The 24,524-nt window shown below is 41.4% G+C and carries 21 protein-coding genes; 12 read left to right on the top strand and 9 right to left on the bottom strand.

Annotation, left to right across the window (positions count from 1 at the left end):
- Positions 1-59 precede the first annotated feature (59 nt).
- The 3 genes from napA to napF are packed head-to-tail and all read right to left on the bottom strand — an operon-like array spanning position 60 to position 3,388.
- Positions 60-2,549 (bottom strand): periplasmic nitrate reductase subunit alpha, encoded by a 2,490-nt coding sequence (napA, locus tag DZ860_RS02240; protein WP_120029276.1) that lies wholly within the window; start codon positions 2,547-2,549, stop codon positions 60-62.
- A 44-nt stretch (positions 2,550-2,593) separates the two neighbouring features.
- Positions 2,594-2,851, bottom strand: a complete 258-nt coding sequence (locus DZ860_RS02235) for a chaperone NapD (protein ID WP_120029275.1) — start codon at positions 2,849-2,851, stop codon at positions 2,594-2,596.
- A gap of 33 nt (positions 2,852-2,884) precedes the next feature.
- Positions 2,885-3,388, bottom strand: a complete 504-nt coding sequence (gene napF, locus DZ860_RS02230) for a ferredoxin-type protein NapF (protein ID WP_120029274.1) — start codon at positions 3,386-3,388, stop codon at positions 2,885-2,887.
- Between the two features lie 246 nt (positions 3,389-3,634).
- On the opposite strand from napF, the gene narQ reads away from it, so the two are divergent.
- Positions 3,635-5,359, top strand: coding sequence for a nitrate/nitrite two-component system sensor histidine kinase NarQ (gene narQ, locus DZ860_RS02225; RefSeq protein WP_120029273.1), 1,725 nt, complete (start codon positions 3,635-3,637; stop codon positions 5,357-5,359).
- Positions 5,343-5,972, top strand: a complete 630-nt coding sequence (locus DZ860_RS02220; protein ID WP_120029272.1) for a response regulator — start codon at positions 5,343-5,345, stop codon at positions 5,970-5,972. Before narQ ends, DZ860_RS02220 begins: the two co-directional genes overlap by 17 nt.
- A 156-nt stretch (positions 5,973-6,128) precedes the next feature.
- On the opposite strand, the gene dcuC is transcribed toward DZ860_RS02220, so the two are convergent.
- The 3 genes from dcuC to DZ860_RS02205 all read right to left on the bottom strand — a co-directional run bounded on the left by dcuC (position 6,129) and on the right by DZ860_RS02205 (position 9,639).
- A complete protein-coding gene (gene dcuC, locus DZ860_RS02215; protein WP_120029271.1) occupies positions 6,129-7,496 on the bottom strand; it encodes an anaerobic C4-dicarboxylate transporter DcuC in 1,368 nt (455 codons plus the stop codon).
- A gap of 313 nt (positions 7,497-7,809) precedes the next feature.
- Positions 7,810-8,604, bottom strand: a complete 795-nt coding sequence (locus tag DZ860_RS02210) for an EAL domain-containing protein (protein ID WP_120029270.1) — start codon at positions 8,602-8,604, stop codon at positions 7,810-7,812.
- Positions 8,605-9,003: 399 nt separating this feature from the next.
- Positions 9,004-9,639, bottom strand: coding sequence for a hypothetical protein (locus DZ860_RS02205; RefSeq protein WP_120029269.1), 636 nt, complete (start codon positions 9,637-9,639; stop codon positions 9,004-9,006).
- 116 nt (positions 9,640-9,755) lie between these two features.
- Here DZ860_RS02205 and DZ860_RS02200 point away from each other — a divergent pair, with 116 nt between their 5' ends.
- From DZ860_RS02200 to DZ860_RS02190, 3 genes are all read left to right on the top strand, one after another.
- Positions 9,756-10,004, top strand: coding sequence for a DUF2164 domain-containing protein (locus DZ860_RS02200; protein WP_120029268.1), 249 nt, complete (start codon positions 9,756-9,758; stop codon positions 10,002-10,004).
- 260 nt (positions 10,005-10,264) lie between these two features.
- Positions 10,265-10,813 (top strand): cytochrome b, encoded by a 549-nt coding sequence (locus DZ860_RS02195; protein WP_120029267.1) that lies wholly within the window; start codon positions 10,265-10,267, stop codon positions 10,811-10,813.
- The gene (locus DZ860_RS02190; RefSeq protein WP_120029266.1) at positions 10,810-11,379 is read left to right on the top strand and encodes a YceI family protein; all 570 of its coding nucleotides are present in this window, start codon (positions 10,810-10,812) and stop codon (positions 11,377-11,379) included. The genes DZ860_RS02195 and DZ860_RS02190 overlap by 4 nt, the downstream gene beginning before the upstream one ends.
- A 121-nt stretch (positions 11,380-11,500) precedes the next feature.
- On the opposite strand, the gene focA is transcribed toward DZ860_RS02190, so the two are convergent.
- The gene (gene focA / locus DZ860_RS02185) at positions 11,501-12,943 is read right to left on the bottom strand and encodes a formate transporter FocA (RefSeq protein WP_120029265.1); all 1,443 of its coding nucleotides are present in this window, start codon (positions 12,941-12,943) and stop codon (positions 11,501-11,503) included.
- A 221-nt stretch (positions 12,944-13,164) separates the two neighbouring features.
- On the opposite strand from focA, the gene DZ860_RS02180 reads away from it, so the two are divergent.
- Together DZ860_RS02180 and DZ860_RS02175 are read left to right on the top strand one after the other, a co-directional pair.
- Complete coding sequence (locus tag DZ860_RS02180) at positions 13,165-14,070, top strand: LysR substrate-binding domain-containing protein (RefSeq protein ID WP_120029264.1); 906 nt, start codon at positions 13,165-13,167, stop codon at positions 14,068-14,070.
- Positions 14,071-14,393: 323 nt separating this feature from the next.
- Entirely contained in the window at positions 14,394-14,894 is a 501-nt protein-coding gene (locus tag DZ860_RS02175; protein WP_120029263.1) for a DUF1097 domain-containing protein, read from the top strand.
- 20 nt (positions 14,895-14,914) lie between these two features.
- On the opposite strand, the gene DZ860_RS02170 is transcribed toward DZ860_RS02175, so the two are convergent.
- The gene (locus DZ860_RS02170; RefSeq protein WP_120029262.1) at positions 14,915-16,546 is read right to left on the bottom strand and encodes an ATP-dependent endonuclease; all 1,632 of its coding nucleotides are present in this window, start codon (positions 16,544-16,546) and stop codon (positions 14,915-14,917) included.
- 202 nt (positions 16,547-16,748) lie between these two features.
- Between DZ860_RS02170 and DZ860_RS02165 the strand changes: the two genes are divergently transcribed.
- The 4 genes from DZ860_RS02165 to DZ860_RS02150 all read left to right on the top strand — a co-directional run bounded on the left by DZ860_RS02165 (position 16,749) and on the right by DZ860_RS02150 (position 22,417).
- The gene (locus DZ860_RS02165) at positions 16,749-18,497 is read left to right on the top strand and encodes a bifunctional metallophosphatase/5'-nucleotidase (protein WP_120029261.1); all 1,749 of its coding nucleotides are present in this window, start codon (positions 16,749-16,751) and stop codon (positions 18,495-18,497) included.
- Between the two features lie 460 nt (positions 18,498-18,957).
- A complete protein-coding gene (locus DZ860_RS02160; RefSeq protein WP_120029260.1) occupies positions 18,958-19,905 on the top strand; it encodes a TerC/Alx family metal homeostasis membrane protein in 948 nt (315 codons plus the stop codon).
- A gap of 327 nt (positions 19,906-20,232) precedes the next feature.
- A complete protein-coding gene (locus DZ860_RS02155) occupies positions 20,233-20,427 on the top strand; it encodes a hypothetical protein (protein ID WP_120029259.1) in 195 nt (64 codons plus the stop codon).
- Between the two features lie 439 nt (positions 20,428-20,866).
- Positions 20,867-22,417, top strand: a complete 1,551-nt coding sequence (locus tag DZ860_RS02150) for a methyl-accepting chemotaxis protein (protein ID WP_120029258.1) — start codon at positions 20,867-20,869, stop codon at positions 22,415-22,417.
- Between the two features lie 68 nt (positions 22,418-22,485).
- On the opposite strand, the gene DZ860_RS02145 is transcribed toward DZ860_RS02150, so the two are convergent.
- Complete coding sequence (locus tag DZ860_RS02145) at positions 22,486-23,043, bottom strand: PhnA domain-containing protein (RefSeq protein ID WP_120029257.1); 558 nt, start codon at positions 23,041-23,043, stop codon at positions 22,486-22,488.
- Between the two features lie 264 nt (positions 23,044-23,307).
- Here DZ860_RS02145 and DZ860_RS02140 point away from each other — a divergent pair, with 264 nt between their 5' ends.
- Positions 23,308-24,390, top strand: a complete 1,083-nt coding sequence (locus DZ860_RS02140; RefSeq protein WP_120029256.1) for a site-2 protease family protein — start codon at positions 23,308-23,310, stop codon at positions 24,388-24,390.
- Positions 24,391-24,524: the final 134 nt, after the last annotated feature.

Raw genomic sequence — 24,524 nt, 5'->3', positions numbered from 1 at the left:
TGGCCATTGAGTATCAACGACCAACGCATTCCTTTTCAGAACCATCATGGGCTGTATGATTAAGTGACTTTGGTAATTTTCACCGGACACTTCTTAAAGTCGGTTTGTTTCGACAGTGGATCAGTAGCATCAAGGATCAACTTGTTAATCAGAATGCGAGCATCAAAGAACGGCACAAAAACCAAACCTTGTGGTGGGCGGTTACGACCACGAGTTTCGACACGAACGCGAACTTCACCACGCTTATTCGCAATGAGAACTTCTTCTCCGCGACGAACACCGCGTGCTTTTGCATCGGCTGGATGCATATAACACACAGCATCAGGCACCGCTTTGTAAAGTTCAGGTACGCGACGGGTCATGGTTCCTGTATGCCAGTGTTCGAGTACACGACCAGTACATAACCACATATCAAACTCTTCATTCGGCACTTCAGGTGGCGCTTCGTAAGGAGCTGAGATAATCCAAGCTTTACCGTCTGGTTTTCCGTAGAAATCCCAATCGGTTCCAGGTTTCGCGTATGGATCGGACCCCTCTTTAAAACGCCATAAGGTTTCTTTACCATCAACGACCGGCCAACGTAGTCCACGTACTGTGTGGTAAACATCATACGGTGCTAAGTCATGACCATGCCCACGTCCAAACGTGGCGTATTCTTCAAAAAGGCCTTTTTGTACGTAGTAACCAAAATGGTGCGCGTCATCGTTCAGTTCGCGCGCTTCTTCGATAGGGAATTGGTCTACTTGACCATTGGCAAACAGCATGTCGTACATGGTCTGGCCACGATATTGAGGTGCTTTCGCTAGTAATTCTTCAGGCCAAACTTCTTCCATCTTAAAGCGTTTGGAAAACTCCATGACTTGCCACAAATCAGATTTCGCTTCTCCAACGGTTTCGACCTGTTGATACCAGGCTTGAGTACGGCGTTCGGCGTTACCGTAAGCGCCTTCTTTTTCTATCCACATTGCGGTAGGAAGAACAAGATCGGCAGCTTGCGCCGTTGCCGTTGGGTATGGGTCAGAAACGACGATGAAGTTTTCTGGGTTACGATAACCGGGTAAACGTTCGGTGTTGATATTTGGTCCTGCTTGCATGTTGTTATTACATTGCACCCAGTAACAATTCAAAACGCCATCTTTAAGCATGCGGTCTTGCAGTACGGCGTGGAATCCCGGTTTAGGAGGAATTGTTCCCTCAGGAAGTTTCCAAATATCTTCTGCGATTTTACGGTGTTTAGGGTTTGCAACGACCATATCAGCAGGTAAGCGGTGTGCAAATGTACCAACTTCACGAGCCGTACCGCAAGCAGATGGTTGACCAGTAAGAGAGAACGGACTGTTACCTGGCGTCGAGATTTTGCCTGTTAGCAAGTGTAGGTTATAAACAAGGCTCTGCATCCATACACCACGAGTATGCTGATTCATCCCCATGGTCCAAAGAGACATTACTTTAGTATTTGGATCGGCGTACTGTTTTGCCAGCTGAATAAGTTTCTCTTCAGAGACTCCTGACATTTCAGCGGCTTTTTCAGCTGTATATTCCGCGACTGATTGCTTGTATTCTTCAAACGAAACGCTATCCATTTTACCGGAGTTAGGATTCGCTGCCGCTTTTTGCAGAGGGTCAGTATCACGCAAGCCGTAACCGATGTCCGTTGTCGCTTGTTTGAAATGAGTATGTTTGTTGACGAAATCCCAATTTACCGCATCGTTTTGAATGATGTAGTTGGCGATGAAATTGGCAATAGCAAGATCAGACTGTGGTGTGAAAATGTATCCATGATCCGCTAATTCAAAAGAGCGATGGTAGTAAGTCGACAGTACATTCACTTTAACATGTGGGTGACTCAAACGTCGGTCAGTAATACGAGTCCAAAGAACAGGGTGCATTTCGGCCATATTAGAGCCCCAAAGCACAAATGCATCTGCATGTTCAAAGTCATCGTAACAACCCATAGGTTCATCAATACCAAAGGTACGCATAAAACCGACAACCGCAGATGCCATACAGTGACGTGCATTTGGGTCGATGTTGTTTGAACGGAAACCCGCTTTCATCATTTTTGCAGCTGCGTAACCCTCCATGACGGTCCACTGGCCTGAACCAAACATGCCAACACTTGTCGGCCCTTTTTTCGTTAGACAGCCTTTCCATTTCTCAGCCATAATGTCGAATGCTGTATCCCATGAAACAGGTTCAAACTCGCCGTTTTTATCAAATTTACCATCTTTCATTCGCAGAAGAGGTTGAGTTAAACGATCTTGTCCGTACATGATTTTTGATAGGAAGTATCCCTTGATACAGTTGAGACCTTTGTTTACAGGTGCTTCTGGATCACCTTGTGTCGCGACAACTTTGCCATTTTGAGTTCCAACGAGAACGGAACAACCGGTGCCACAAAAACGACAAGGAGCCTTATCCCATGTGATTTTGGTTTGATCAGAACTTGCTATCAGGTTGGTTGCGCTGGCCGGTAATGTCACACCTGCGACAGCGGCCGCTGATGCAGCTGCGTTTGCTTTCACAAACGCACGTCTTGTCATTTTCATGTTTCATCCTCTAGTTGGGAATGTTATGTTCCAGTGTTTTTATCTTATTCTTCCAGTGCTGACTCGATTTGGTGATAAACCAAAACCGTGCTCAATACATTCGGTAAATTGTTAATGGCGTCGATAGTGTCTGTAATAAAACCTTGATTTTGCGTTTCTAATACGACGACAATTTTTCCCTCTGGGCTATCGCCATAAACCTCTGCATTTTCGTAAGATTCTATTTTTGCTTTAGTCTCTGAGAGAAACTCAGGTGCCACGTGGACAACTAAGCTCGAAATATGTACTTCATTTAACGCCATGCTCTATTCCCATTTGTATTTATAATGATGAAGTTAGGGGGTTAACTGGTTAACGGCTCTTGTGTTGGTCACTATGATGGCTGAAGTGGGGCAGACTGAAACACAACCACCGCAACCGGTGCATTCGTTTGTATCAATAATAGGTTGAGCCACTTTGCCAATTTCAATCTGAAAACGTATCGCAGATGTCTCACACATTTCAGAGCAAGAGCGGCACTCGACATTTTTAAATGCTAAACATTGTTGATTGATACTTACCGTTGCCTCCCAGGGTAACTCTGATTCGAGGTTAAAAATGGGTTCAGGACAGACGGCTGCGCATTGGTAACAAAAAGTACATTCATCCAAGCTAAAATCGACTGTAGGAAAACCACCATCTTGAATCGTGATAATTTGTGTTTCGCAGGCGTCTAAACATTTATTGCAGCGAGTGCATTGATTCGTAAAAATAGATGGTCGTGCTATCCACGGTAGACGTACAATCGTTTCGTCTACTGCGTTGCGTTTAAAAAAACGTCTTTTTGAAATATCGACCATTCAGTGCACATCCTATTAAATCTGTGATAAGAATCCAACGAACGCCTGTTCATATGCTGTCATTTATCAATATATTAAGTTTAAGTTTTGACATATTTGTATAAATACCTCTTAGGGGGTAATTAGAGTGCAGGTTTGTTCTAGATCAATTAATCTTAGCCTAATTGATCACATATTGACGGCATCACACATTTATTTATCCGGTTGTACACAAGTGTTTGAGTTTCCATGTTTTTGAGGAAGTCTGTGTTTAAAGGTATGAAAAGGTCCGTAACGGGCACGATAGCTAAAGCAATGGCGTTGATTTTAATGCTCTCGTTAGCAACGACCAGCTACGCTATTATCATGCTCGCATCGAGTTTGAACGATGCAGAAGCGCTCAATGTTGCAGGCTCAATGCGAATGCAAAGTTATCGGCTTGCCCATGATATTGAGATCGAATCTAGTGATTTTTCTTCACATATTGTCTTATTTGAGCAATCTATCTATTCGCCGTCGATGCAAGCGTTGCAAAATTGGATGGTGCCAGATGATATTACGCATGATTACTATCGATTAATTATGCGTTGGCATGATCTTAAAGTGGTGTTAAAGAGCCCTAATAACACCCAGTACAGTCATCTTGTTGCTGGGTTTGTAGACCAAATTGACCACTTTGTATTTAAACTTCAGGGATTTTCTGAGCGTAAATTGATTCAACTTGCTTGGGTTGGCGGCATTGGGTTAGGAGGAGTGTTACTTGTCTCTGTCTTCGTGGTGTTATTTGTCCGACGTGAGGTTGTATTGCCACTTCGAACTATGGTTGTGGCGAGCAAACAGATACAAAAGCGCTCGTTTGACGTAAAAATTAGCCATGATAGCCGTACCGAAATGGGGATACTCGCCAATACGTTTAACGATATGGCATTGGAATTAGGTAAACGCTACCGAGGGCTAGAAGATGCGGTGAATGAAAAAACCCATAGACTACAAAGAGCAAATCAGTCATTGAGAGTTTTGTACAGTTCATCAGAACAGTTAACGGCTTCGCGTATCAGTGCTGATAATTTCAACGCTATTCTTGAAGAGATGGCAAGCTTAGAAGGTATTGAAGCAGTGCAGCTTGAGATCATCGAAAGCAAAGAGAAAATTGCTGTCTTTAGTAAAGGTCATCTTAAAGATCAGCTTCAAGCAAAGAAAGCGCTCACCCTTGATGGCAAAGACTTAGGAAATCTATATTGGAACTGGTCACTACCTTGCCCTGATCAAGCCTTGCTGGACAATTTTGTCCGTATTTTATCTCGTGCTGTGTATTATAATCAGGCGCAGCGACAAGCTGATCAATTAATTTTGTTTGAAGAACGGGCGACGATCGCGAGAGAGCTGCATGATTCGTTGGCACAGTCACTCTCTTACTTAAAAATTCAGGTATCGTTACTCAAACGATGTATTAATCGTCTACCTGTTAGTGAGCTGCATGTTCAGACGAATACGGTAATTGCTGAACTAGATACCGGGTTGAGTGAAGCGTATACACAGTTAAGAGAGTTGTTAACTACATTCCGTTTGTCGATTAAAGAAGGCAGCTTTGATCAAGCGTTAAACACCATGGTGGAACAACTGGCGCTTCAAACGAGCGCGAATATATCTTTGGTTAATGACTTATCATCTGTCGATGTCGATGCACATCAACAGGTTCATTTATTGCAGTTAATTAGAGAAGCGACAATTAATGCGATAAAGCATGCACAAGCCAAAAGAATTGAAATAAGCTGTATGGAATACCCACAATATATTGAGGTGAAAATAGCTGATGATGGTATCGGAATCGCCTCAGATCCGAAAAAAGCGCATCACTATGGCATGAGCATTATGCACGAACGAGCATCACGCTTAAATGGTGAATTAGAGATCGGCGTCAACGCAATCGGTGGGTGTACCGTTAAATTACAATATCCTAATACAAAGGAAGCATATGTCGACAAAGTGTAGAGTCATGCTGGTGGATGACCATCCCCTCATGCGTAGCGGGCTCAATCAATTATTGAGCTTTGAACCTGAATTTGAAGTGATTGAAGAAGCAAGTTCAGGCGCTGAAGCCGTGGCTAAAAACCATGAAAGTAATCCTGATTTAGTGCTCCTTGATCTAAATATGAAAGGGATGTCTGGATTAGATACTCTTAAGGCATTGCGTACTGATGGCTGTGATGCACTGATCGTGATTCTGACCGTTTCTGACAGTGGTGCCGATATTGATGCGATTGTTAAAGCGGGTGCGGATGGTTATCTATTGAAAGATACGGAGCCCGATGAATTGGTTTCTTTACTAAAGCAGTGCCTTAAGGGAGATAAAGCTTATAGTAAGGAAGTTCTTGAGTATATTGCTGAACGTGGCGATACCGTGAATGTATTTGATGAGTTAACAGAACGAGAGACTCAAATTCTCCAGCAAGTGGCTAAAGGATTGAGAAATAAACAGATAGCTGATGTGTTATTTATCTCAGAAGCGACAGTAAAAGTACACATGAAGAGCTTGTTACGAAAATTGAAAGTTCCTTCACGTACCGCTGCAACCGTGCTTTATCTTGAACGATTTGGTGATTAAGACGCGATAAACGCTTCGACAGATTAAATCTAGTAATACAATTGTTTAAACCAGTTATACAATCAGTTAAAACAGAAAAGGGGCCTAAGGCCCCTTTTTTAATATCACTATTATGTTTAACCATGTTCTCTAAATGATGTAGAGATGACGGCGTTCTTATACTGACATAGGAACAAGAATCATGGTGCCGACAATTACCGTGATCAAACCACCTAGAACAGGTACAGATGTACGTTTTACCACTTCAAATGGACTGATTTTACCCATACCAGAAGTCGCAACGATAACACCTGATACAGGAGAGATCGTACGGCCAAGGTTTGAAGCTTGAAGCATAGGGATAATCAAGAACGCAGGGTTAAGTCCCATTTTAGCGGCAAGTGATGGTGCTAGTTCAACAAATGCGTAGAAAGGTGCATTACCTGAGCCGGTAGCGATAGCTGCAGCAACGGTTAAGCCGGTTAAGATTAACATCAGAGCAATACCACCTGCGCCCGCTGTTTCCGCGAGATGTAGCAGATTGTCAATCGCGCCAATAGACATCAAGCCTTGGGCAAACACGCCCGCGGCAACCAATAGCATGACTACGCCTTTAAATGCGTCAGCCATCCCCTCATAACAAGATTCCAGATCTTCTAACGTTGATTTCCCATCAAAACGTTTCGTAACGTAATCAATTATTGCACCAGTAAAAATGGACAATACAACGATGGTGTAAATATCGAGCTCTAAGCCTGGGATAGTTGAACCATTGAACAGGAAAACACCAACAATTGGTAGAAATGGCAGGATCGCATAGTAGCTTGGTGCTTTAACTTCAATTTCTGACACATCGATTCGTTCCATCGGTGTGTTTTCTTTTTGGTCCAAGTACTTGTTCCAGAAGTATGCAGCAGCGGCCATGACGATAATGGCACAGATAGAAACTGGCAATACAGTCTCGACAGCAAAGACATGCAAAGGCAAACCTGATTTTTCTGCTGCAATGACCACATCACCTGACGTTGGTGACAAGATGATCGCTGCCGGTGAAGCACATACAGCAACGGCCGCAGGGCGAGATATGCCCATCGCTGTCATCATAGGGAATAGGGTTGCCATCAATAGAACACCTAGACCGGTTGCCGAACTTACAGCTAATGACATTAAACATGCGACGATATAGGCAGCAACGAGTAACACATAAGGTGATTTGATAAAGGCGAGAGGTTTAGAGAACTGTTTCACTACAACGTTATTTGCGCCTATATGCGTCATGTAAGAAGCAAAACCACACAACAACATGATTTGCATACCTAAACCGCCGCCACGGTATTGAAGCATATATTTCACGTATTCAAGTGAATCGGTCAACATGTTACCAGTAGAGGCAATTTTTGCAGGCAATATAGTATGGCCAAGTAAGCCAGTTAACAGTAGTAAAGTAATACCAGCGGTAAGAAGAACACCCGCCGCCTTATATCCTTTGACAATAAAATAGCCGACCGCAATGGTGACAACTAAGCCTATTACCAGTTCAAGCATAGATAAATCCCTTGGAGATTAGTGAAAAATTATAAAAATCCGTATCAAAGTGTGAATAGAATTTACCTAAATCCAATCTGTAGCACGAGCAAAACTTATCCATCTAATGATCTGAAACAATAAATTAAATTTGATGCTAAATTTAGATGAAAGTGTTGTTAACTTGACGTTGCTCAAGTATTACTTCGATGCGGCAAGCTAGATATGCAAATAAGCCGTCCTTTTAAAATCGGACGACTTTTTCGGTAAGAACAATGATTAAGTAGTAATCAAAGGAGAGTAGGAAGAAAATTGTGTTTAGAGCGAGCGGGGGTCAAGCTATCTCAAACACACATAAACCGGGGATTGGCTCAGGCATGGCAAGGAAATACCCTTGAAACATATCAATGTTTAATTTTAGCATAGCATCCAACTGCTCTTGAGACTCAATGCCCTCGACAACAATTTCGGAATTAATTTTCTGCGCTAATTCAATAGCATTTAATAGAGGAGAGTGATTTCCAGTCATATAACCTAGCATAAGAGATCGATCAATTTTGATGATGCTTGGCTTTATCGTCGTTACACGCTCTTTTGTAGAAGCTCTAGTGCCATAGTCATCAATGGCAATACTAAATCCATTCTTCTCAAGGTTCTGCATGGCGTATTTCAAAGATGTTTCGTTACAAGCGTCTAGCTCAACAACTTCCATGACTAATTGTGATGTACTGATATCGAGATCTTTAAGGCGTTGATTGAGAAGACTCGTTTTCATATCCTCAGCAGCAAAATACTCTCCAACAGAGGGAAGTAGATTGAGAAATAGACGGAGGTTTTTATACTTTGACTGGGCAAAGTTTCGAATATGGATAACGCGGCTTAAGCGTTCAACATTAATCTTATCTTCCATTGAATAAGTATCAGAATGGAAAAATAGATCGGGCCTTATTTGTTTTTTGTTGTCATGAGTAATACGAACCAAAGCTTCAACGCCAATGATTTGTGGCTTACTGTTAAAGATAGGCTGATATACGCTACGTAGAGTGAACATTTTGTAATGAGCAATGAGCTGCCCATCTTCACAGGATGAGATACAGGCTTGAAACTGTTGTTGAGTAGACAGGAGCATTGAAACAATCAGCCTTAGATAATCGTACTACATCAATACGGTATGATAATTTCGTGACATAATATTGACGCCGTCGCATTTCTGTCAACGCAATAACCTTTTTTTTAATACGTTAAATCAGTCGATTTAGTAAAAGTTTGATATTGCTTCAAAAATAAGAATATCATTCAAAATAAATATGATTATTCGCTAACCAATTCTAAATTAACAATAAATTTTAACTGAAACAAAATACAGTATATTGAGCGATAACAAACTGAAATTTGGATGTATATCTCATATGTTGACGGGCAAATTGTACTTCGTTTAGTTGGGACTTGAGGCGCAATCAAGGAGGGGTTGGGAAATTTGTTCGTTTAAACCAAATCTAAAATCGAAGCCAAAACACTCGATTGAGTGTTAACTGAGTTCAACGACGGAAAACAGTTGAACGTACTTTCTAACCGCTTGTTTGTCAGCAGAGCGGCGCAGTGGATGTGTGTATTTAACATAGTATGGGCTAATGGAAAAATATTGTTCCAAAGTACTTGAAAGGTGCGAATCTCCCTCAAATAAGCTGATCCCTTGTGCTACATATTGATCAATGTCGTCAGGAAGTCGACCTGTCCACCAGTGGATCAGTTCTCGACTTTGTTTACTGCGGGTAATCCAATGATCGGTGAGTAATAAGAGTAGATCGTTAGGTTGAATTGCATAAGCATTCTCTGCTTGCCATTGTGCCACTTCTTTAAATAATTTACGTCGACAAGAACTCCCTGCACTAACGAGATGAAAGGTCAATATCCATACAGTGCCTGCGTCGGAAGAAACGCGGTAATGGTGTGGATTGTCATTATGAGAGTGGGTTTCGATTGGAGCATACTCACAGTGATGGCCAAATTCCGTGAGAGTTCTTGATAGACGCCTGGCGAAAGCGATACCAAGATGATGTTCACTCATGCCTCGATTATGTATTGTTGGATAATGCTTTTCACACAGTGACATACAGTCAGCCTGAAATTCATTGACACTTTGAATTAGCGTATCCAATAGCAAGGCAACTCTCCCAAGATGAATAAAATGATGATATATAAAATTGAAGAGTAGGTTACCATGCAAGGTAAAGGTTAGTGATACTAATTCTACGAAATATCAGGGAGTAATAATGCTTTATGTCTAAGATTGAATTTACATCACAACAAAAACACGCGATGGCGAGTCAATTACAAGAGTATCTAGAAAGCGAGTTAGATGTTGAAATCGGTCAATTTGACAGTGAATTCTTACTCGACTACATGATAGCAACATTCGGTGCAGCGATTTATAACAAAGGTCTAGCGGATGCTCAAATGATCTACGAACGAAAAATGCAAACGATAGCCGATGAAATCTATGAAATCGAACAAATTAGTAAATTTTAACTTATCAAAGACTTTTCTCACCTTTGGCAGTGAAGCTCATTTGGGCTTCATTACCCATTCTATATGTCGTCTCTAATTCTTAATTTCTCTTGCGTTAATCATTGATTTTATATCAAAGTTTGAACCTCTATCACTTAGTCAAAAAAATCGAACAAGTTCATCGAGCTTACTTTGTTTCACTCGTGTATAAAATAGTAAATACTATGTTGCAAAGAGAGTGGCAGCACTTTTTATTCGCTGTATAGCAATGGATGATTGAAATGAGCACCAGAACTGAAATGCCAACCCAGTACAACTTAATCGCCAAAATGATTCATTGGCTCTCAGCCATAGTAGTGATTGCTATGTTTGCTGTCGGTCTCTGGATGGTCGATTTATCTTATTATAGCGAATGGTACCGAACTGCCCCTCATTGGCATAAGTCAATCGGCATACTTTTCGCGGCTTTGACGTTGTTTCGCTTAATTTGGAAAGCAGTGACGCTGTCACCAAAGGTTGAGGGGAAAACGTATGAAATCATGTTAGCGAAATTGGTTCATACCTTAATGTATTGGGTGATTTTCATCTTATTAGCTTCAGGATATTTAATTTCGACAGAAGATGGCAGAAGTATCGATGTTTTCGACTGGTTCAGCGTGCCTGGTGCAGGTGCTCTATTTGAGGGACAGGCTGATATTGCTGGCGAAGTACATTTTTATGCCGCTTGGATATTAATCATTATGGCGAGTGTACACGCACTGGCTGCTATAAAGCATCACATTATTGATAAAGACAACACGCTACGCAAAATGATAGGAGTGAAAAAATGAAAAAGACAATTTTAGCTACAGGACTAGCGATGGCAATGGCATTGCCATTAAATGCGAGCGCAGCGGATTATAATATAGATACTAAGGGGGCCCATGCCTCAATTAATTTTAAAGTAAGCCACTTGGGTTACAGTTTTATCCAAGGACGTTTCAATAAATTCGATGGCCAGTTCTCTTATGACCCAGCGAACGTTGCTGCATCAACAGTGGTTGTTAATGTCGATACTCGTAGTTTGGACTCAAATCATGCAGAACGTGATAAGCACATTCGCAGCTCAGACTTTATTGATTCATCAAAGTATTCAACGGCTACCTTTACAAGTACCAGTGTTGTCGACCAAGGTGACGGAAAGTTAGAAGTAATGGGAGACTTGAACTTACATGGTGTAACTAAGCCTATCGTAATCGAAGCACAGTTCATTGGCGCAGGTCAAGACCCTTGGGGTGGGGAACGTGCTGGATTTTATGGTACAACTCGCCTTGAGTTAGCCGATTACAATATCCAAGTTATGGGTGATTCAAGTTACGTTGATATGGAACTACATGTTGAAGGTGTCAAAAAATAACGACTAAATAGTGAATTTAGTTGAAGAGTTCGCTCTATAACTAATGAGTTGAATAACAAAAAAGCCCCACATTGTGGGGCTTGGTCTTATGAAGTAAAGGTTCGTCGTTTCAAGCGCAGTATTATGCTGTCGCACGCTCCTGGATTACGGTCATTCTTTCGCCGTAAACAGAGCGTAGTGAAGCGAGAACATCCTCTCTAGTGACGACACCAACGAATTGACCATTTTCAAGGACTGGTAATATACGTGGTTTACTCACTTTCATGGATTTGGCACGCTCTTCTAAAGAGAGCGTTGAAAATCGTGTAGCGATACCCATGCTAGTGGTTGGGTATAGCTGATCTTTATCGATGCAAAGGTATTCCGCTACATCAACAAGTTTATCTGAAGCATCAATTGCTACAACGTCACGTGACATAAGGTCGACGACTTTTTGATCCATCGTAGGAATGTAGTCCTGACACCATAAATCAACCATCACATCGTGTGCAGAAAAAATACCAACCAAGCGACCTTCAACATCACACACCGGTGCGCTGCTTAGATGGTGGTCTAATAAAGTGTCAACAGCAACAGGTGTTAGCGTTTCCGCAGTTAGAGTGATTGGGTTTGTGTTCATGATATCTTTGATGATGATTGTGCTATTCATAGTATTTTCCTTAACTGTCATGATATTGGTGGTGGTCGTGATGCTTGCTACGTTTGTAGCTTTTAGTTCCGGACGGCGATAAATGCTCCAGTTCGCCAGTCCTACCAAGCCTGCTCCACCGACAATATTGCCAAGGGTGACAGGGATTAAATTTGCGGTAACAAATTGGGTAATGTTTAAGTCAGCGTACTGACTCGGTGTTGCATTAATAGCTTGCCAAAATGATTCAGGTGCAATGTTTTGAATCACAATGCCTAGCGGGACCATAAACATGTTTGCAACACAGTGCTCAAAGCCACTAGATACAAACATTGCCACTGGTAAAATGGTCATTGCTGCTTTCGTCATCGCATTTGCACTACTGAATGTTAACCAAATGGCTAAACAAACCAGTAAGTTACATAAGATACCTAAAGCAAATGCTTGTACTTGTGTATGATGTAACTTGTGTTGAGCGATATTTAAGGCGTTAAGACCCCATTGACCGCCATCTAATTGATAAAGGCCAGCTGCCGAAACGATAAGTAGCAATAACATTGCCCCCATAAAGTTTCCGATGTAGACCTTTGCCCATGTTGTGACCATTTTGGTAAACGTTATTTGCTTGTTCGCCCAGGAAATACTGGTTAAAACTGAGCTGGTGAATAATTCACCGCCACAAATAACAATCAGGATTAAACCCATACTGAATGCGATGCCGCCAGCTAAGCGGCTAAGTCCCCAACCAGCATCGGCGCTTCCCGTAGTCACCGTGATATAAAACAAAAATGCTAAACCAATAAATGCACCTGCCATTACTGCAAGACTTAGCGTTAAGCCGCTACTTTTCTTTGCTTTACTTAAAGCAAATTTTTCGGCTTCTGCCATCATCTCGGATGGAGAGAAGTATTGGTTATTCGTTTGGGCTGAAGACATATAGGCTCCTGAATCGACTTTTCATAAAAACTCCTTATTGTTTCAAGCCAGTATTCCTGACTGCCAATTCAGATTACGGTCGAATGCTCGTCAGGTAAAATTGATATTTTTTAAAATACTTATCAAAAATATTGATATGGAATTTGTTCGGCGTAAAATACGAAAAAAGGAGATGTTTGAAAAAACTTCTCAGTTTTCAATGTTTTCTAGGAAGGAAAAATATGCGCTACTCGTTAAAACAACTTGCGGTTTTTGATGCGGTTGCCGATAGCGGAAGTGTAAGTACCGCTGCAGATAAGCTAGCCCTAACCCAGTCAGCAACAAGCATGTCGTTGGCTCAGTTGGAGAAGATGCTAGGAAGACCTTTGTTTGAACGACAAGGGAAACAGATGGCCTTAACCCATTGGGGAACATGGTTGAGGCCGAAAGCGAAGCGTTTGTTGCAAGACGCCCAGCAAATAGAAATGGGCTTTTACGAGCAGCATCTATTAAGCGGCCATCTCAAATTATGCGCAAGTCAAACACCAGCAGAACACCTTGTTCCAGACCTTATCAGTATTGTTGATAATGACTTTCCAGAGATGCGTATTTCCCTAAAGGTAGAAAGTACCACTAGCGTTATTCAAGGGGTGCTTGAATATAAGTACGACCTCGGCATTATTGAGGGACGCTGCGATGATAACCGTTTATCGCAAGAAGTGTGGTGTCGAGACCATCTCACTGTTGTAGCTTCTTCTCATCATCCTTTTGCTAAGGCAGAAGTTGTTAGTTTAGCTCAGTTAGAACAGGCTAAATGGGTGTTGCGAGAACATGGTTCGGGCACTAGAAAAATTTTTGATAGCTCTATTCATCATTTAATTGAAGATCTGAATGTTTGGCGAGAATATGAACACGTACCCTTGTTACGTAGCATGGTTGCCAATGGTCAATACTTGACGTGTTTACCATATCTAGACGTTGAGCGGTTTATCGAATCAGGAGAGCTTGTCGCTTTGAAAGTGCCTGATCTCAATATGGAACGAACCTTATCATTTATCTGGCGTGCCGATATGGTTGATAATCCACTGGTAGAATGCATCAAGCGTGAGGGTTTACGTATGATGAAAGGTAAACCATCCGTTTTTTAATTCGATTCATCTCAATTTTTTGATTTGATAGCCATGACCAAGTTGTGGCTATCAAACTTTTCAATATTAACCATCAGTCTAACTCATCAATCATTCAAGTCTTTTACTTACTATCTTCGGTATTCAATTTTTTTGATACTAATTGGTGTTGGTTTCTGGATAAGTAATGAATAACGTCAGTCTCACTTAAACGCTTGCGTCCAAACTTCCACTAGTTTCCACTCTTTACATTACAGTTAAGGTGATCTAAATCACAGTTTGACTGTAAATTTAAAATTAGCATACATCACTTAATTAACCGACCTCTCAAAGAGTGAGTGAATATGAGCGTACTAATTTCAATTTCCATAACGACAGGAATTCTATCTGGCCTGTGGGCTTGGGTAGCTACGTCACTCGGTTTGCTTTCTTGGGCCGGTTTTTTAGGTTGCACTAGTTATTTTGCTTCGCCTGTAAGTGGTTTAAAAGGATTAGGCCTGAGTCTAGTTACAAACCTTTCCGGTGTATTCTGGGCAATGGTGATTATCTATCTTTCCCAGCACATTGCTATCGATTACCTTGGCTATGGTATAACCGCGATTGTTGCCTTTTTTATGTGCGCACAGGCTAAGAAAGGATGGTTGGCGTATATCCCAGGCACTTTTATCGGGTCGTGCGCAACTTTTGCAGCTAACGGTGATTGGGCACTGGTCGTGCCATCGCTAATTTTGGGCGGTGTATTTGGATATGCGATGAAAGCTTCTGGAGAGTGGCTTCACGCCAAAGCAAAAACAAAAGAGTTGTTGGCAATCACAGAAACAGAAGTCAGAGCCAACAAATCTTAAGTTATCTCAGACATTAGAGATCATGTATTACCATTTGCCATCGTGACTATCCGCTTAAGGGTCCAGCGGATTAACACGGGTATGCAGTCAATACCTTGGGTTTCACAATGACCAACTATGGCGAGTGCTAAATCAGGTTTGGCATACTTTTTTAAAACTCTATTCACGACTTTTTTCGGCGGAATAGGGTGATCGAGTGGCAGTTTCACCAATTCTCGAAAAAACGGTTCAAACCCATTGTTATAGAGATAATGCTCGACATCGCGATCGGGTAGTTCGGTTAATCGGTGGCGTTCTTGATCACTACCAAGTTGGTGTCTTACCGTCATGGCATATTTTTTCCCCGCAGGGTCACCATCCGTGACAACATGCCAGTCGATACCGAACGCTTTTGCTACTTTGATGAGTGATTTAAGTCCTGATTGGGCAAACTCAATAATTTGAACCCCTTCAGCGGCAAGGTTATAACCACATTGGTGGGCAAGTTCATTAAACAACCAAACCTCGGTTTCACCCTCAACCAATAGCCAGCAACGAGCAAACATCGCTCCTGGTCGATGGAAACGAATATGAAAACCGATACGACGTAATTCATCCGGTGACATTTTTTGGACTGGAAGATGTGTGCTGTGCGTCTTATCAGAACGTCGAACCAAGCGACGGATACTGTGTAAAGGAACTTGTGATAGTAACTCTCCGCTGTTAGTGGTTAAGATTTTCTGCATAGGAAGCAATTGTAGTAGTTCCCATGCCCGTGCTAAGTGAGTTGGATGTAAACGTCCCTCAGGGTCTTCGAGCATAAGAATTGGCCGCGCGCAACGACGCAAATCTGTTGGGCCTTTCGCTTGAAGAAATGCATTGAGTAGCCCCATCAGCAATAAACGAGTCTGCTTGTTGTTTGATTTTTCGACCAATTCTGCAATGTTTGTCGATGAGCGAGTATAGTTGGAGAATATCCCGTCTCTTTGTCTTCGTGGGTTTTTTCGCGTATTACTTTTGAATGAAAAATAGTGGTCAACTAAGTTACTCATCGAATTGAGACTACTGCGAATTTCACCTTTATTTACATGTCCAGGAACCGCGAGCAATCGGCGGCACGTGTTACTAATTCGTTTTTCAACCCGAGAATTTGGCGTTGAATGTTCCTCTATCGGTCTATGAAAACGCCTTGAATCGCGTAATCGAATCACGGGATGTAAAGACATTAACTCTTGTGCGAGTTTTTCTGGGTGATGCAGGTGCATAGTGTTGCCATCGGCATCTAAAAAATCATATTGAGTTGAGACATCGTATTGATCTCGATTGGCACTTAATCGGTAAATTATCCTTGGGTTGGCTTCATCATCCGAAATCCAGATGGGTTTGAGTTTTCGATAGCGTCCAGACCGAACTTCATTCTTATCATTGGCTCGCAGGCTAAGTATGATCTGCAGGTTTTGTGTTTGTGGCGTTGCAATAGCGTAATCAAGATGAAAATCGGTCATTTCAAATTGATAAGGTACCCCCTCAGGTGGTAATGCAACCGACAGGGCATCTAATAAAGATGATTTACCCCAAGTGTTTTCACCTATCAGCGTCGTCAGTTCATTAAAGGCAAGTGAAAGGCGTCTGATCCCACGAAATCCCGAAATTTCTATTCGTTCTAAATACATCTAAACCCTCCGCTAATGCTCAATTGACTTATTAAGAATAATTGAAAAAAACAATATAAGCAGGAGGTTAAGTCACATAACCTATTTGATAACATGTTTATGCAAACTTAAGACTATTAAATAAGAGCAAACATTTTTTAAAAAGTAATGAATTCGTCACATAGATTGAGGTAGGATCGATACATAGAAGAGTGAGATACAAATGAATAAAAATAACAAGCCGGTCAGATTGAAACTGGCACACATTAACGATACCCATTCATACTTTGAACCTACGTCACTTCAACTCGACATTGATCTCGATGGTCGTTCTTTGACACCTTTTGTCAGTGCCGGCGGATTCGCCCGTATAGCAACGCGTGTAAAGCAACTACGTCAGCAAACAATTGAAGATAAACAAGGTTTTTTATTTCTACATGCTGGGGATTGCTTTCAAGGAACGCTTTATTTTTCATTGTTTAAAGGTGAAGCTAACGCTGTCATGCTTAATGCTCTCGCATTAGACGCAATGGCAATTGGTAATCACGAATTAGATATGGGTAACTTGCCGGTAGCCCAGTTTGCACAAACAATAGAGTTCCCGCTTTTAGCAGGTAACTGGGATTTGTCACAAGAACGTACGGACAAACCGCTTACGTTACGTGGTAACCCCTCAGTTATTGCTTATGACGCTAAGCAACATCATGCTAATTGGATTGAGAAAGACGTTGATGGTGAGTCAGTCGCTATCTTTTCTTTAGCACTTGATAAAATGGCGGATATTTCTAACCCAGATCCTGATACTCCATTTGTTAATACCTTAGAAACAGCGAAAGCAACGGTTGCTGCTATCCAAGCCAAAGGTATTAATAAAATTATTCTACTTAGCCATATGGGTTATGATTCTGATATAGAAATGGCCCGTCAAGTTGATGGAATAGCATTAATTGTAGGGGGACACAGCCACCGTTTACAAGGCGACTTTAGTCAGCTTGGTTTCAAACATGATGATGAGTACGGCATTACCATTAACGGTACACATGTTGTGCAAGCGGGTTTCCATGCTTTGACAATGGGTCACTGTGACATTGAATTTGATGCACAAGGCAAAGTGATTTCATTTAATGGTAAAAATGAACTCTTGCTTGGTCGACGTTTGTTTATTGATGCAAAAAGGGATTCCACTTATGAAGATGATGACCATCAATGTGCAAAACAATTTGTTGATCAACACCCCAATGTAGTGGTGTGCAAAAAAGATCCTCAAGTCAAAGCCATTCTTGAAAATAACTACGTAGCTCGAGTTCGAGAATTGCAAAAGAACATCATCGCTAATGCAGATAGTAAAATGCGCCATGTTCGTATCCCCGATGAAATTGGTGCGAGTCAACTAGCACCTTTAGTGGCTAAGTCTTTCGTTTATTCATTGAATAAGCGCGGTGGTCAGATTCAATTTGCAATTCATAATGCCGGTGGTGTTCGCAACTCATTGAATGCAGGTCCAGTTTCTGCGGCGGATATTGCCGGTAAACTATTGCCTTTTGCCGTGCCAATTGGCTCATACCGAATCAGTGGGCAAGATCTTGCTCTTACTCTTGAGGGGGCAATCAATAATGCCTTTAACAATGGAGTCGATGGGACCGGTGATGGTTCATATCCTTACACTGATGGGTTAGATTTTGAGTACGATGCGAGTGCGAATGTAGGGCATAGAATCAAAAACCTACATATAGGTAACAACATTGATGGCTGGAGTGCCGTTGACCCGAATGCCTTTTATAATGGCGCTTCTTCTGCATATACCATGAAAGGTAAAGAGGGTTATGACGCCATTTGTAATATGGATGGTGAGGGGGAGATAAGTCAGCTATCGATGGCAGATTGTTTTATTGACTTACTCTCTGACAATCCGAATATATTGAACGAATTGCCGATTTATAAGCAACAAAAATGGTGGCATGAGAGTTGCTAATATCTCCACAGGTGAATGACATGAGTCAATCAACTTTGGAGGGCGTATGTGGGGTAGGGATTGGGCCGATGTGGCCGTTGTTGTGGCATGGGTCGGAGTTTGGTCAGCGTTAGTCTATTTCATCCCAAACGGCGGGGTTTGATGAGATTAAACTGCTTAGAGTGTAATCAGAGGAGCATTTTTTTGCTCCTTTTGCATTTTATCGCTAGACGTAGAGCCAATGTAGGAATAGAATCCGCCGTGTTTGGGGAGTAGTCGCCTCTGGTTTACTTATCGTCATCTCGTTAGGCTCGCCTATCCGGTAAGTATAAGCATGAATGATTCTATCTTCATGTTTCGACGAGACCAACGTAATCAACTTTTTCTCATGTTATACCTTTGGGTATCGCAGAGGAGATTTCGTTTGTTTGCGGAAGGTCTTATGAAAATTCTTCATGTCCTTCCGCGTTTGGGAGGGTAAATGACCCCAGTAACTTATCTTGGCTTCGGCCTTCTTACTTTAATACTCGTAATCTTGGATATTTGGCAAACTCGTGGTGGAAAAATCACCATCAAGAAAGCCGCTATCTGGAGTGTTTTCTGGTTTTTGCTAGCGTTCGCGTTCGCAGTCTCAATCTATTTCTTCTGGCATGTTTATGCGCCAGATAGCAGCTACAGCCCACAAAAAGCGACAGTTTCGTTTATAACCGGTTATCTGCTTGAAAAATCATTGAGTGTCGACAACCTGTTTGTATTCGCCATCATTTTCCATCAATACGCTGTTCCTGAGCACTTACGCCCACGTGCATTACTATGGGGTGTTATTGGTGCGTTGTTCTTGCGTGCAATTATGATTGCAGTAGGTGGACAACTATTGGCTGAATATCACTGGTTGCTTTATGTGTTTGCAGCTTTCCTTATTTATACCGGTATTAAGTTAGCGGTAGATAAAGGCGAAGATGAAGTGAACCCGATGCCTGAAAAGCTTATTCGCAAGTTTGCTAATGTTACCGATGATTATCGTGGTAATGCGCTCACTGTGGTTGAAAACGGTAAACGTTATGTGACTCCAATGATGATCGTGATCGGCGTGATTGCTTTCATGGATGTGATGTTTGCATTGGATTCAATTCCAGCGATCTTTGCGGTAACACGCGAACCATTCCTAGTACTTGCAGCTAATGTGTTCGCTCTATTAGGTCTACGTTCGTTGTACTTTGTACTGCAAGGTATGATGGAGAAATTCATCTACTTGAAACCAGCATTATCATTTATTCTCGTGTTTATCGGTATAAAGATGGTGCTTATGGGAACAGCATGGGAAATCCCAACACCTGTTTCTTTACTTGTACTACTTGTTACCATGACGGTTGCGGTTATTGCGTCATTACGCGCACAGCGTAAACTTGAGCAAGCAGCGCATCAATAAATAAATCATTACGTGAAAGTCGCTTACTTCATTTGCGGCATGCTAAAGTAATGTGATACAACCCCCACACTAAACGACATGCGCTTTGTAAAGCAATTGTTTCACGGTTTGGGGGTTATTTTTTATCTGCTATTTTAACCACGAAATTTGCATACATTATCGTCATAAATGTGTGATATTGAATATTTAACAGATAACATGTTAACAGACTGTTTCATAATAAAAACTAATGCTAATTTAGAATTTAAGTCATTATTTAACCACGTAAATAATCGTTATTATCGCCGTATTAAAATGAATTGCTTTTAAATTTGTAGAGAGGTTCTTATGTCAGTGCAAGCAATGCAGATTGAAAACATCGTAACAACTCCCTCTATGGACAGAAAAACCTATACGGTTAGCATCAAAGGATTGATTGCCCATCTATTCGATATTTTGTTTACAGACAATAGTCATACGCATACTTATAATGCGAGCGATCTATCAAGTCATATGCAAAAAGATTTAGGTATTTACCGTTAGAGCAGTATTTGACAGTTACGAAGAGTCAGCCAATTATGAGCTGGCTTTTTTTTACCTTAAAATTGCTAATGCGACAAGCCACTTAAACTTATACCCACATCGGCATTAGCGATACACCTCATAGCAAATTTAAAACCCATCTTTTTACTTGCCGATCATTATTTTATCGAGTCACCACACAAAGCTAATCTAATAAATTCGATTATGTAAACAATTGTTTATTCATTTGTTACACCTAGGTAAATACACACTAAATTACTAGCGCACGATTTAGACTGAGCTGTGAGTATTTAGAGTCTGCACGATAAGTTAGCTCATAGTAAACGTAAAAAAATAATTAGAACGTCATCGTTTAAAGGAATTTCTGTACTACGCTATATAAAAACCACTGCTATGACTCTGGTTGTATATTGACGTTCATTTGGTAAGGATACATATGATGAGTGAGATGGAATACGATTACCCCAGCAATTACACCCTTATATCGATTACTGATACCCAAAGTTATATTAAATATGCCAGTTCACATTTTAGTGAAGTGGCAGGCTTTGAAGATGGTGAATTAGTAGGTAAACCCCATAATGTGGTGCGTCATAAAGATATGCCCAAAGCCGCGTTCAAAGATCTTTGGTCTCATTTACAATCTGGTCACCACTGGATGGGAATGGTGAAGAACCAACGTCGTGGGGGAGGATATTATTGGGTTGATGCCTTCGCCTCACCGATAAAATACAATGGTGAAACGGTTGAATACCAATCAGTCCGTTCAAAGCCAGAACCTGTATTTGTAGAACGCGCTGAAAAAGCCTATGCAAAATTAAGAGACGACAAAAAACCATTACGCATGTATTTGCCTCGCACTCGCCTGTGGATGCGCGCAGCTATAGGTATTGTTGCCGCGACTGGTGTTGGTTTGATTGCACACCAAACAGGGCAAGCACCGGTCGTTTCCTTTGGGTTGATGGCAGCCCTTTCAATTTCTACTATCTACTTATTAACACGAAAACTAGAAAAATTGGCTCAACAAGCTAGGGCTGATTTTAACAATCCTCTTATGGAATATATCTATTGTGGACGAATTAACGATTTAGCTGAAATAGAGCTAGCAATGAAAATGCGTAAACAATATGCCAATGCATTGCTTGCGCGTGTTGGTATCTCTGTTATGGATTCATGCCAAGAAACTCTGGAAAGTGCCAATTCGGCTGCAGATAACAGTACAAGAGTTACTAATAATCTAAGTGAACAAAAAGTTGAAATAGATATGGTCGCAACAGCAGTCCATGAAATGCAAGCGGCATCCTCAGAGATATCTCAAAATGCACAAGCGACAGCTGACGCAACGGTACAAGCACAAAACAATATGACAGAAAGTCGAAACGTAATAGATAGCGTCAATGAGTCAGTCATGGAGCTTGTTGAGGAATTAAAAGAAATATCAACAACAGTGACGGATTTGAATCATCAAACTGACCAGATTGGTTCAGTTATTCAAGTGATTAATGATATTGCTGGGCAAACGAACTTATTAGCACTCAATGCTGCGATTGAAGCAGCGCGTGCTGGTGATCAAGGAAGAGGTTTTGCTGTCGTTGCAGATGAAGTTAGAACCTTGGCACAAAGAACTCAAGAATCCACGACTGAAATTCAAAATGTTATTGAGAATATTCAAGCTGGCAGTAACTCTGCGGTAAAAGCGTTAGACAAAGGCAATGGAAAATCAACCAGTACCGTTACTTTGTTAAAGCAATCACTGGAAAGTATTCAACAGCTAGAGCAGTTAGTTCAGGATGTCGTGGATCGTAACCAGCAAATAGCAGTTGCGATTGAAGAGCAGGTACATGTATCAAATGAGGTTAATGAGAATATTCAATCCATTAATATGAAATACACGGACTCGTATGATCTAATGACTGAAACAAACGAGATGAATGCACATGTAAAAAACAGTACGACAGAGCTTGCTGAAGTGATTAAGAAGTTCGCTTAATTAGTTAGCATTTAAAACGAAAAAAGCACCTTTAATAGGTGCTTTTTATTGGATGCGATTTGAGGAGCTTACTTCTTACGAGTGAACTCAGCAATTACATACATAGACTGGCCGCCGTTAGCTTTACCAGAAACAAGTTTAGGATCGTCACCAATGCTGATGCCACGGATCACAGTACCTTGTTTAATAACTTGGTTAGTCCCTTTAACTGGCAGATCTTTGATTACTGTTACGTCGTCACCTTTTTTAAGTTCAACGCCATTACAGTCAAAAGGTTTGTCATCAGCAGACATGCCTTTCATTGCCCAGTTTTTAGTTTCTTCTTCCATGTACATCATATCAAGTGCATCTTGCGCCCAGCTCTCAGAGTTTAGACGAGTAAGCTGACGCCATGCTGTTACTTGCACAGGAATGACTTGGCTCCACATGCTGTCGCTTAGACAACGCCAGTGGTTAATGTCTTTAGGTTCATCGATTTCGCCCAGACATTTGTCACATACCATGATGCCAAAATCCACCGTTACGTGGCTGTGCGGTGGTACCGCATAAGCAGTCAGTGGTGCTTCAGCAGCACATAGTTCACACTTAGATTCGCAACGTTGTAGCATTGTAGATTCAATAGACATAATGGACTCACATATAGTCGGGATTAATAACGGGGGTTATTATCCACTTTATCATTGGAAAAGAAAGGGGTATTCGGTAAACCGCAGATTTGAGGTTCAAAACTGACAATGTATTGACCGAATTGGTCATATAGCCAACAAATTGAAGTGCATCAGTAGGTTAATTGGAGTGACAATGTCACATTAAAGCTTCATTTCTTTACGCCTATAGTGGAGTTAGGCATAATGGCGCGAGTTTATATAGCAATATTGTAGGTCAAATTCGTGGAATTATTGTCCATTAGCTTTTTAAATAAACCGCTGCGCCTAGAAGGGTCTATGGCAGGGTGGCAACAACTTTTTTGGGACAATCAGTTGGTTTCCCAGTTAAATGCTGACTCTGAACGAGGTGATGAAGCCTCCCATCAGTTTACCTTGATGAATGGTGACCAAGCTCTTATTTGTCAGTTAGATTTGAATTTGCAGTGGCAACCATTTTCGATTGAATATAGCGCAACGGTCAACGGTGAAGAGCAAGCATCAGGATCACGCAATGAAAAAGACATTGAACGCCAAGTTCCTTTTAGCCCGCCGCCAGTAGAACGACGTTTTAGCCTTATTGGTTTAGTTTCGCTAGGCATGAAAGCGCTCAAAAGTGCCAAATTGATTAAAGTCGTTCTTGCATCAGCAAGTTTGGCCGCTTATTCATGGTTGTTTTCTTTTCAATTCGCGTTGGCACTCATTGCGTGTCTAGTGGTTCACGAATATGGACACGTCAAAGCAATGAAGTACTTTGGTATGAAAACCAAAGGTATGTATTTAATCCCATTTCTTGGTGGGTTGGCGGTTAGTGACGATAAAATCAACACTCGTTGGCAAAACGTCGTTATTTCGATAATGGGGCCAATGTTTGGTTTTGTTCTGTCAGTCGTACTCTTGATCGCTTATTGGGTGACGGGTTCATTGTTTTTTGCTGCATTGGCCGGTTTTAACGCGTTCTTAAACCTCTTTAACTTACTACCTATTTTGCCCCTTGATGGTGGTCATATTTTAAAGAGCATCAGCTTTTCCATGAACAGTGTCGTCGGCATTGTTCTTTGTGGCCTTGCTGCATTGGCAGGGGTAGCATTAAGTTATTATCTGGGGCTAACGTTATTCGGGCTTTTCCTCGCATTGGGGATGATTGAAATCGTTTTGGAATGGCGCGGACGCCACCGTAGCCACCTTTTACCACTGGATCGTTATGGTCAGGTGGTTTCTATCGTGTGGTATGTCGCTTTAGTATGTGGTCTAACAAGCATTATGTGGTACTTAGCATCTTCTGGTGATGCGTTACTCAGCCTGCCAATGTTGATTCTTGGCACTTAACCAAACTAAGACATATTCAGTTAAACAAAAGGAGCGAGTAAATCGCTCCTTTTTCTATTCTATGGAGTAATCAAGTCTATGCAGTAATCAAAATATAGAAGAGATCTTAATAAAAGAAGTATTAACAATCTGAC

It is taken from the genome of Vibrio sinensis (genome assembly GCF_003605645.1).
Lineage (GTDB): Bacteria > Pseudomonadota > Gammaproteobacteria > Enterobacterales > Vibrionaceae > Vibrio > Vibrio sinensis.
The sequence above is the reverse complement of the archived record's forward strand: the minus strand, read 5'-3'. Positions and strand labels throughout refer to the sequence as shown.

Coding starts and splice junctions, on each gene's coding strand:
- DZ860_RS02175 (WP_120029263.1), top strand. CDS start 14,394: ATGAGCGTACTAATTTCAATTTCCATAACGACAGGAATTCTATCTGGC.
- DZ860_RS02180 (WP_120029264.1), top strand. CDS start 13,165: ATGCGCTACTCGTTAAAACAACTTGCGGTTTTTGATGCGGTTGCCGAT.
- DZ860_RS02210 (WP_120029270.1), bottom strand. CDS start 8,604: ATGCTCCTGTCTACTCAACAACAGTTTCAAGCCTGTATCTCATCCTGT.
- DZ860_RS02195 (WP_120029267.1), top strand. CDS start 10,265: ATGAGCACCAGAACTGAAATGCCAACCCAGTACAACTTAATCGCCAAA.
- napF (WP_120029274.1), bottom strand. CDS start 3,388: ATGGTCGATATTTCAAAAAGACGTTTTTTTAAACGCAACGCAGTAGAC.
- DZ860_RS02165 (WP_120029261.1), top strand. CDS start 16,749: ATGAATAAAAATAACAAGCCGGTCAGATTGAAACTGGCACACATTAAC.
- dcuC (WP_120029271.1), bottom strand. CDS start 7,496: ATGCTTGAACTGGTAATAGGCTTAGTTGTCACCATTGCGGTCGGCTAT.
- DZ860_RS02220 (WP_120029272.1), top strand. CDS start 5,343: ATGTCGACAAAGTGTAGAGTCATGCTGGTGGATGACCATCCCCTCATG.
- DZ860_RS02155 (WP_120029259.1), top strand. CDS start 20,233: ATGTCAGTGCAAGCAATGCAGATTGAAAACATCGTAACAACTCCCTCT.
- DZ860_RS02200 (WP_120029268.1), top strand. CDS start 9,756: ATGTCTAAGATTGAATTTACATCACAACAAAAACACGCGATGGCGAGT.
- DZ860_RS02145 (WP_120029257.1), bottom strand. CDS start 23,043: ATGTCTATTGAATCTACAATGCTACAACGTTGCGAATCTAAGTGTGAA.
- DZ860_RS02150 (WP_120029258.1), top strand. CDS start 20,867: ATGAGTGAGATGGAATACGATTACCCCAGCAATTACACCCTTATATCG.
- napA (WP_120029276.1), bottom strand. CDS start 2,549: ATGAAAATGACAAGACGTGCGTTTGTGAAAGCAAACGCAGCTGCATCA.
- DZ860_RS02190 (WP_120029266.1), top strand. CDS start 10,810: ATGAAAAAGACAATTTTAGCTACAGGACTAGCGATGGCAATGGCATTG.
- focA (WP_120029265.1), bottom strand. CDS start 12,943: ATGTCTTCAGCCCAAACGAATAACCAATACTTCTCTCCATCCGAGATG.
- DZ860_RS02160 (WP_120029260.1), top strand. CDS start 18,958: ATGACCCCAGTAACTTATCTTGGCTTCGGCCTTCTTACTTTAATACTC.
- DZ860_RS02235 (WP_120029275.1), bottom strand. CDS start 2,851: ATGGCGTTAAATGAAGTACATATTTCGAGCTTAGTTGTCCACGTGGCA.
- DZ860_RS02170 (WP_120029262.1), bottom strand. CDS start 16,546: ATGTATTTAGAACGAATAGAAATTTCGGGATTTCGTGGGATCAGACGC.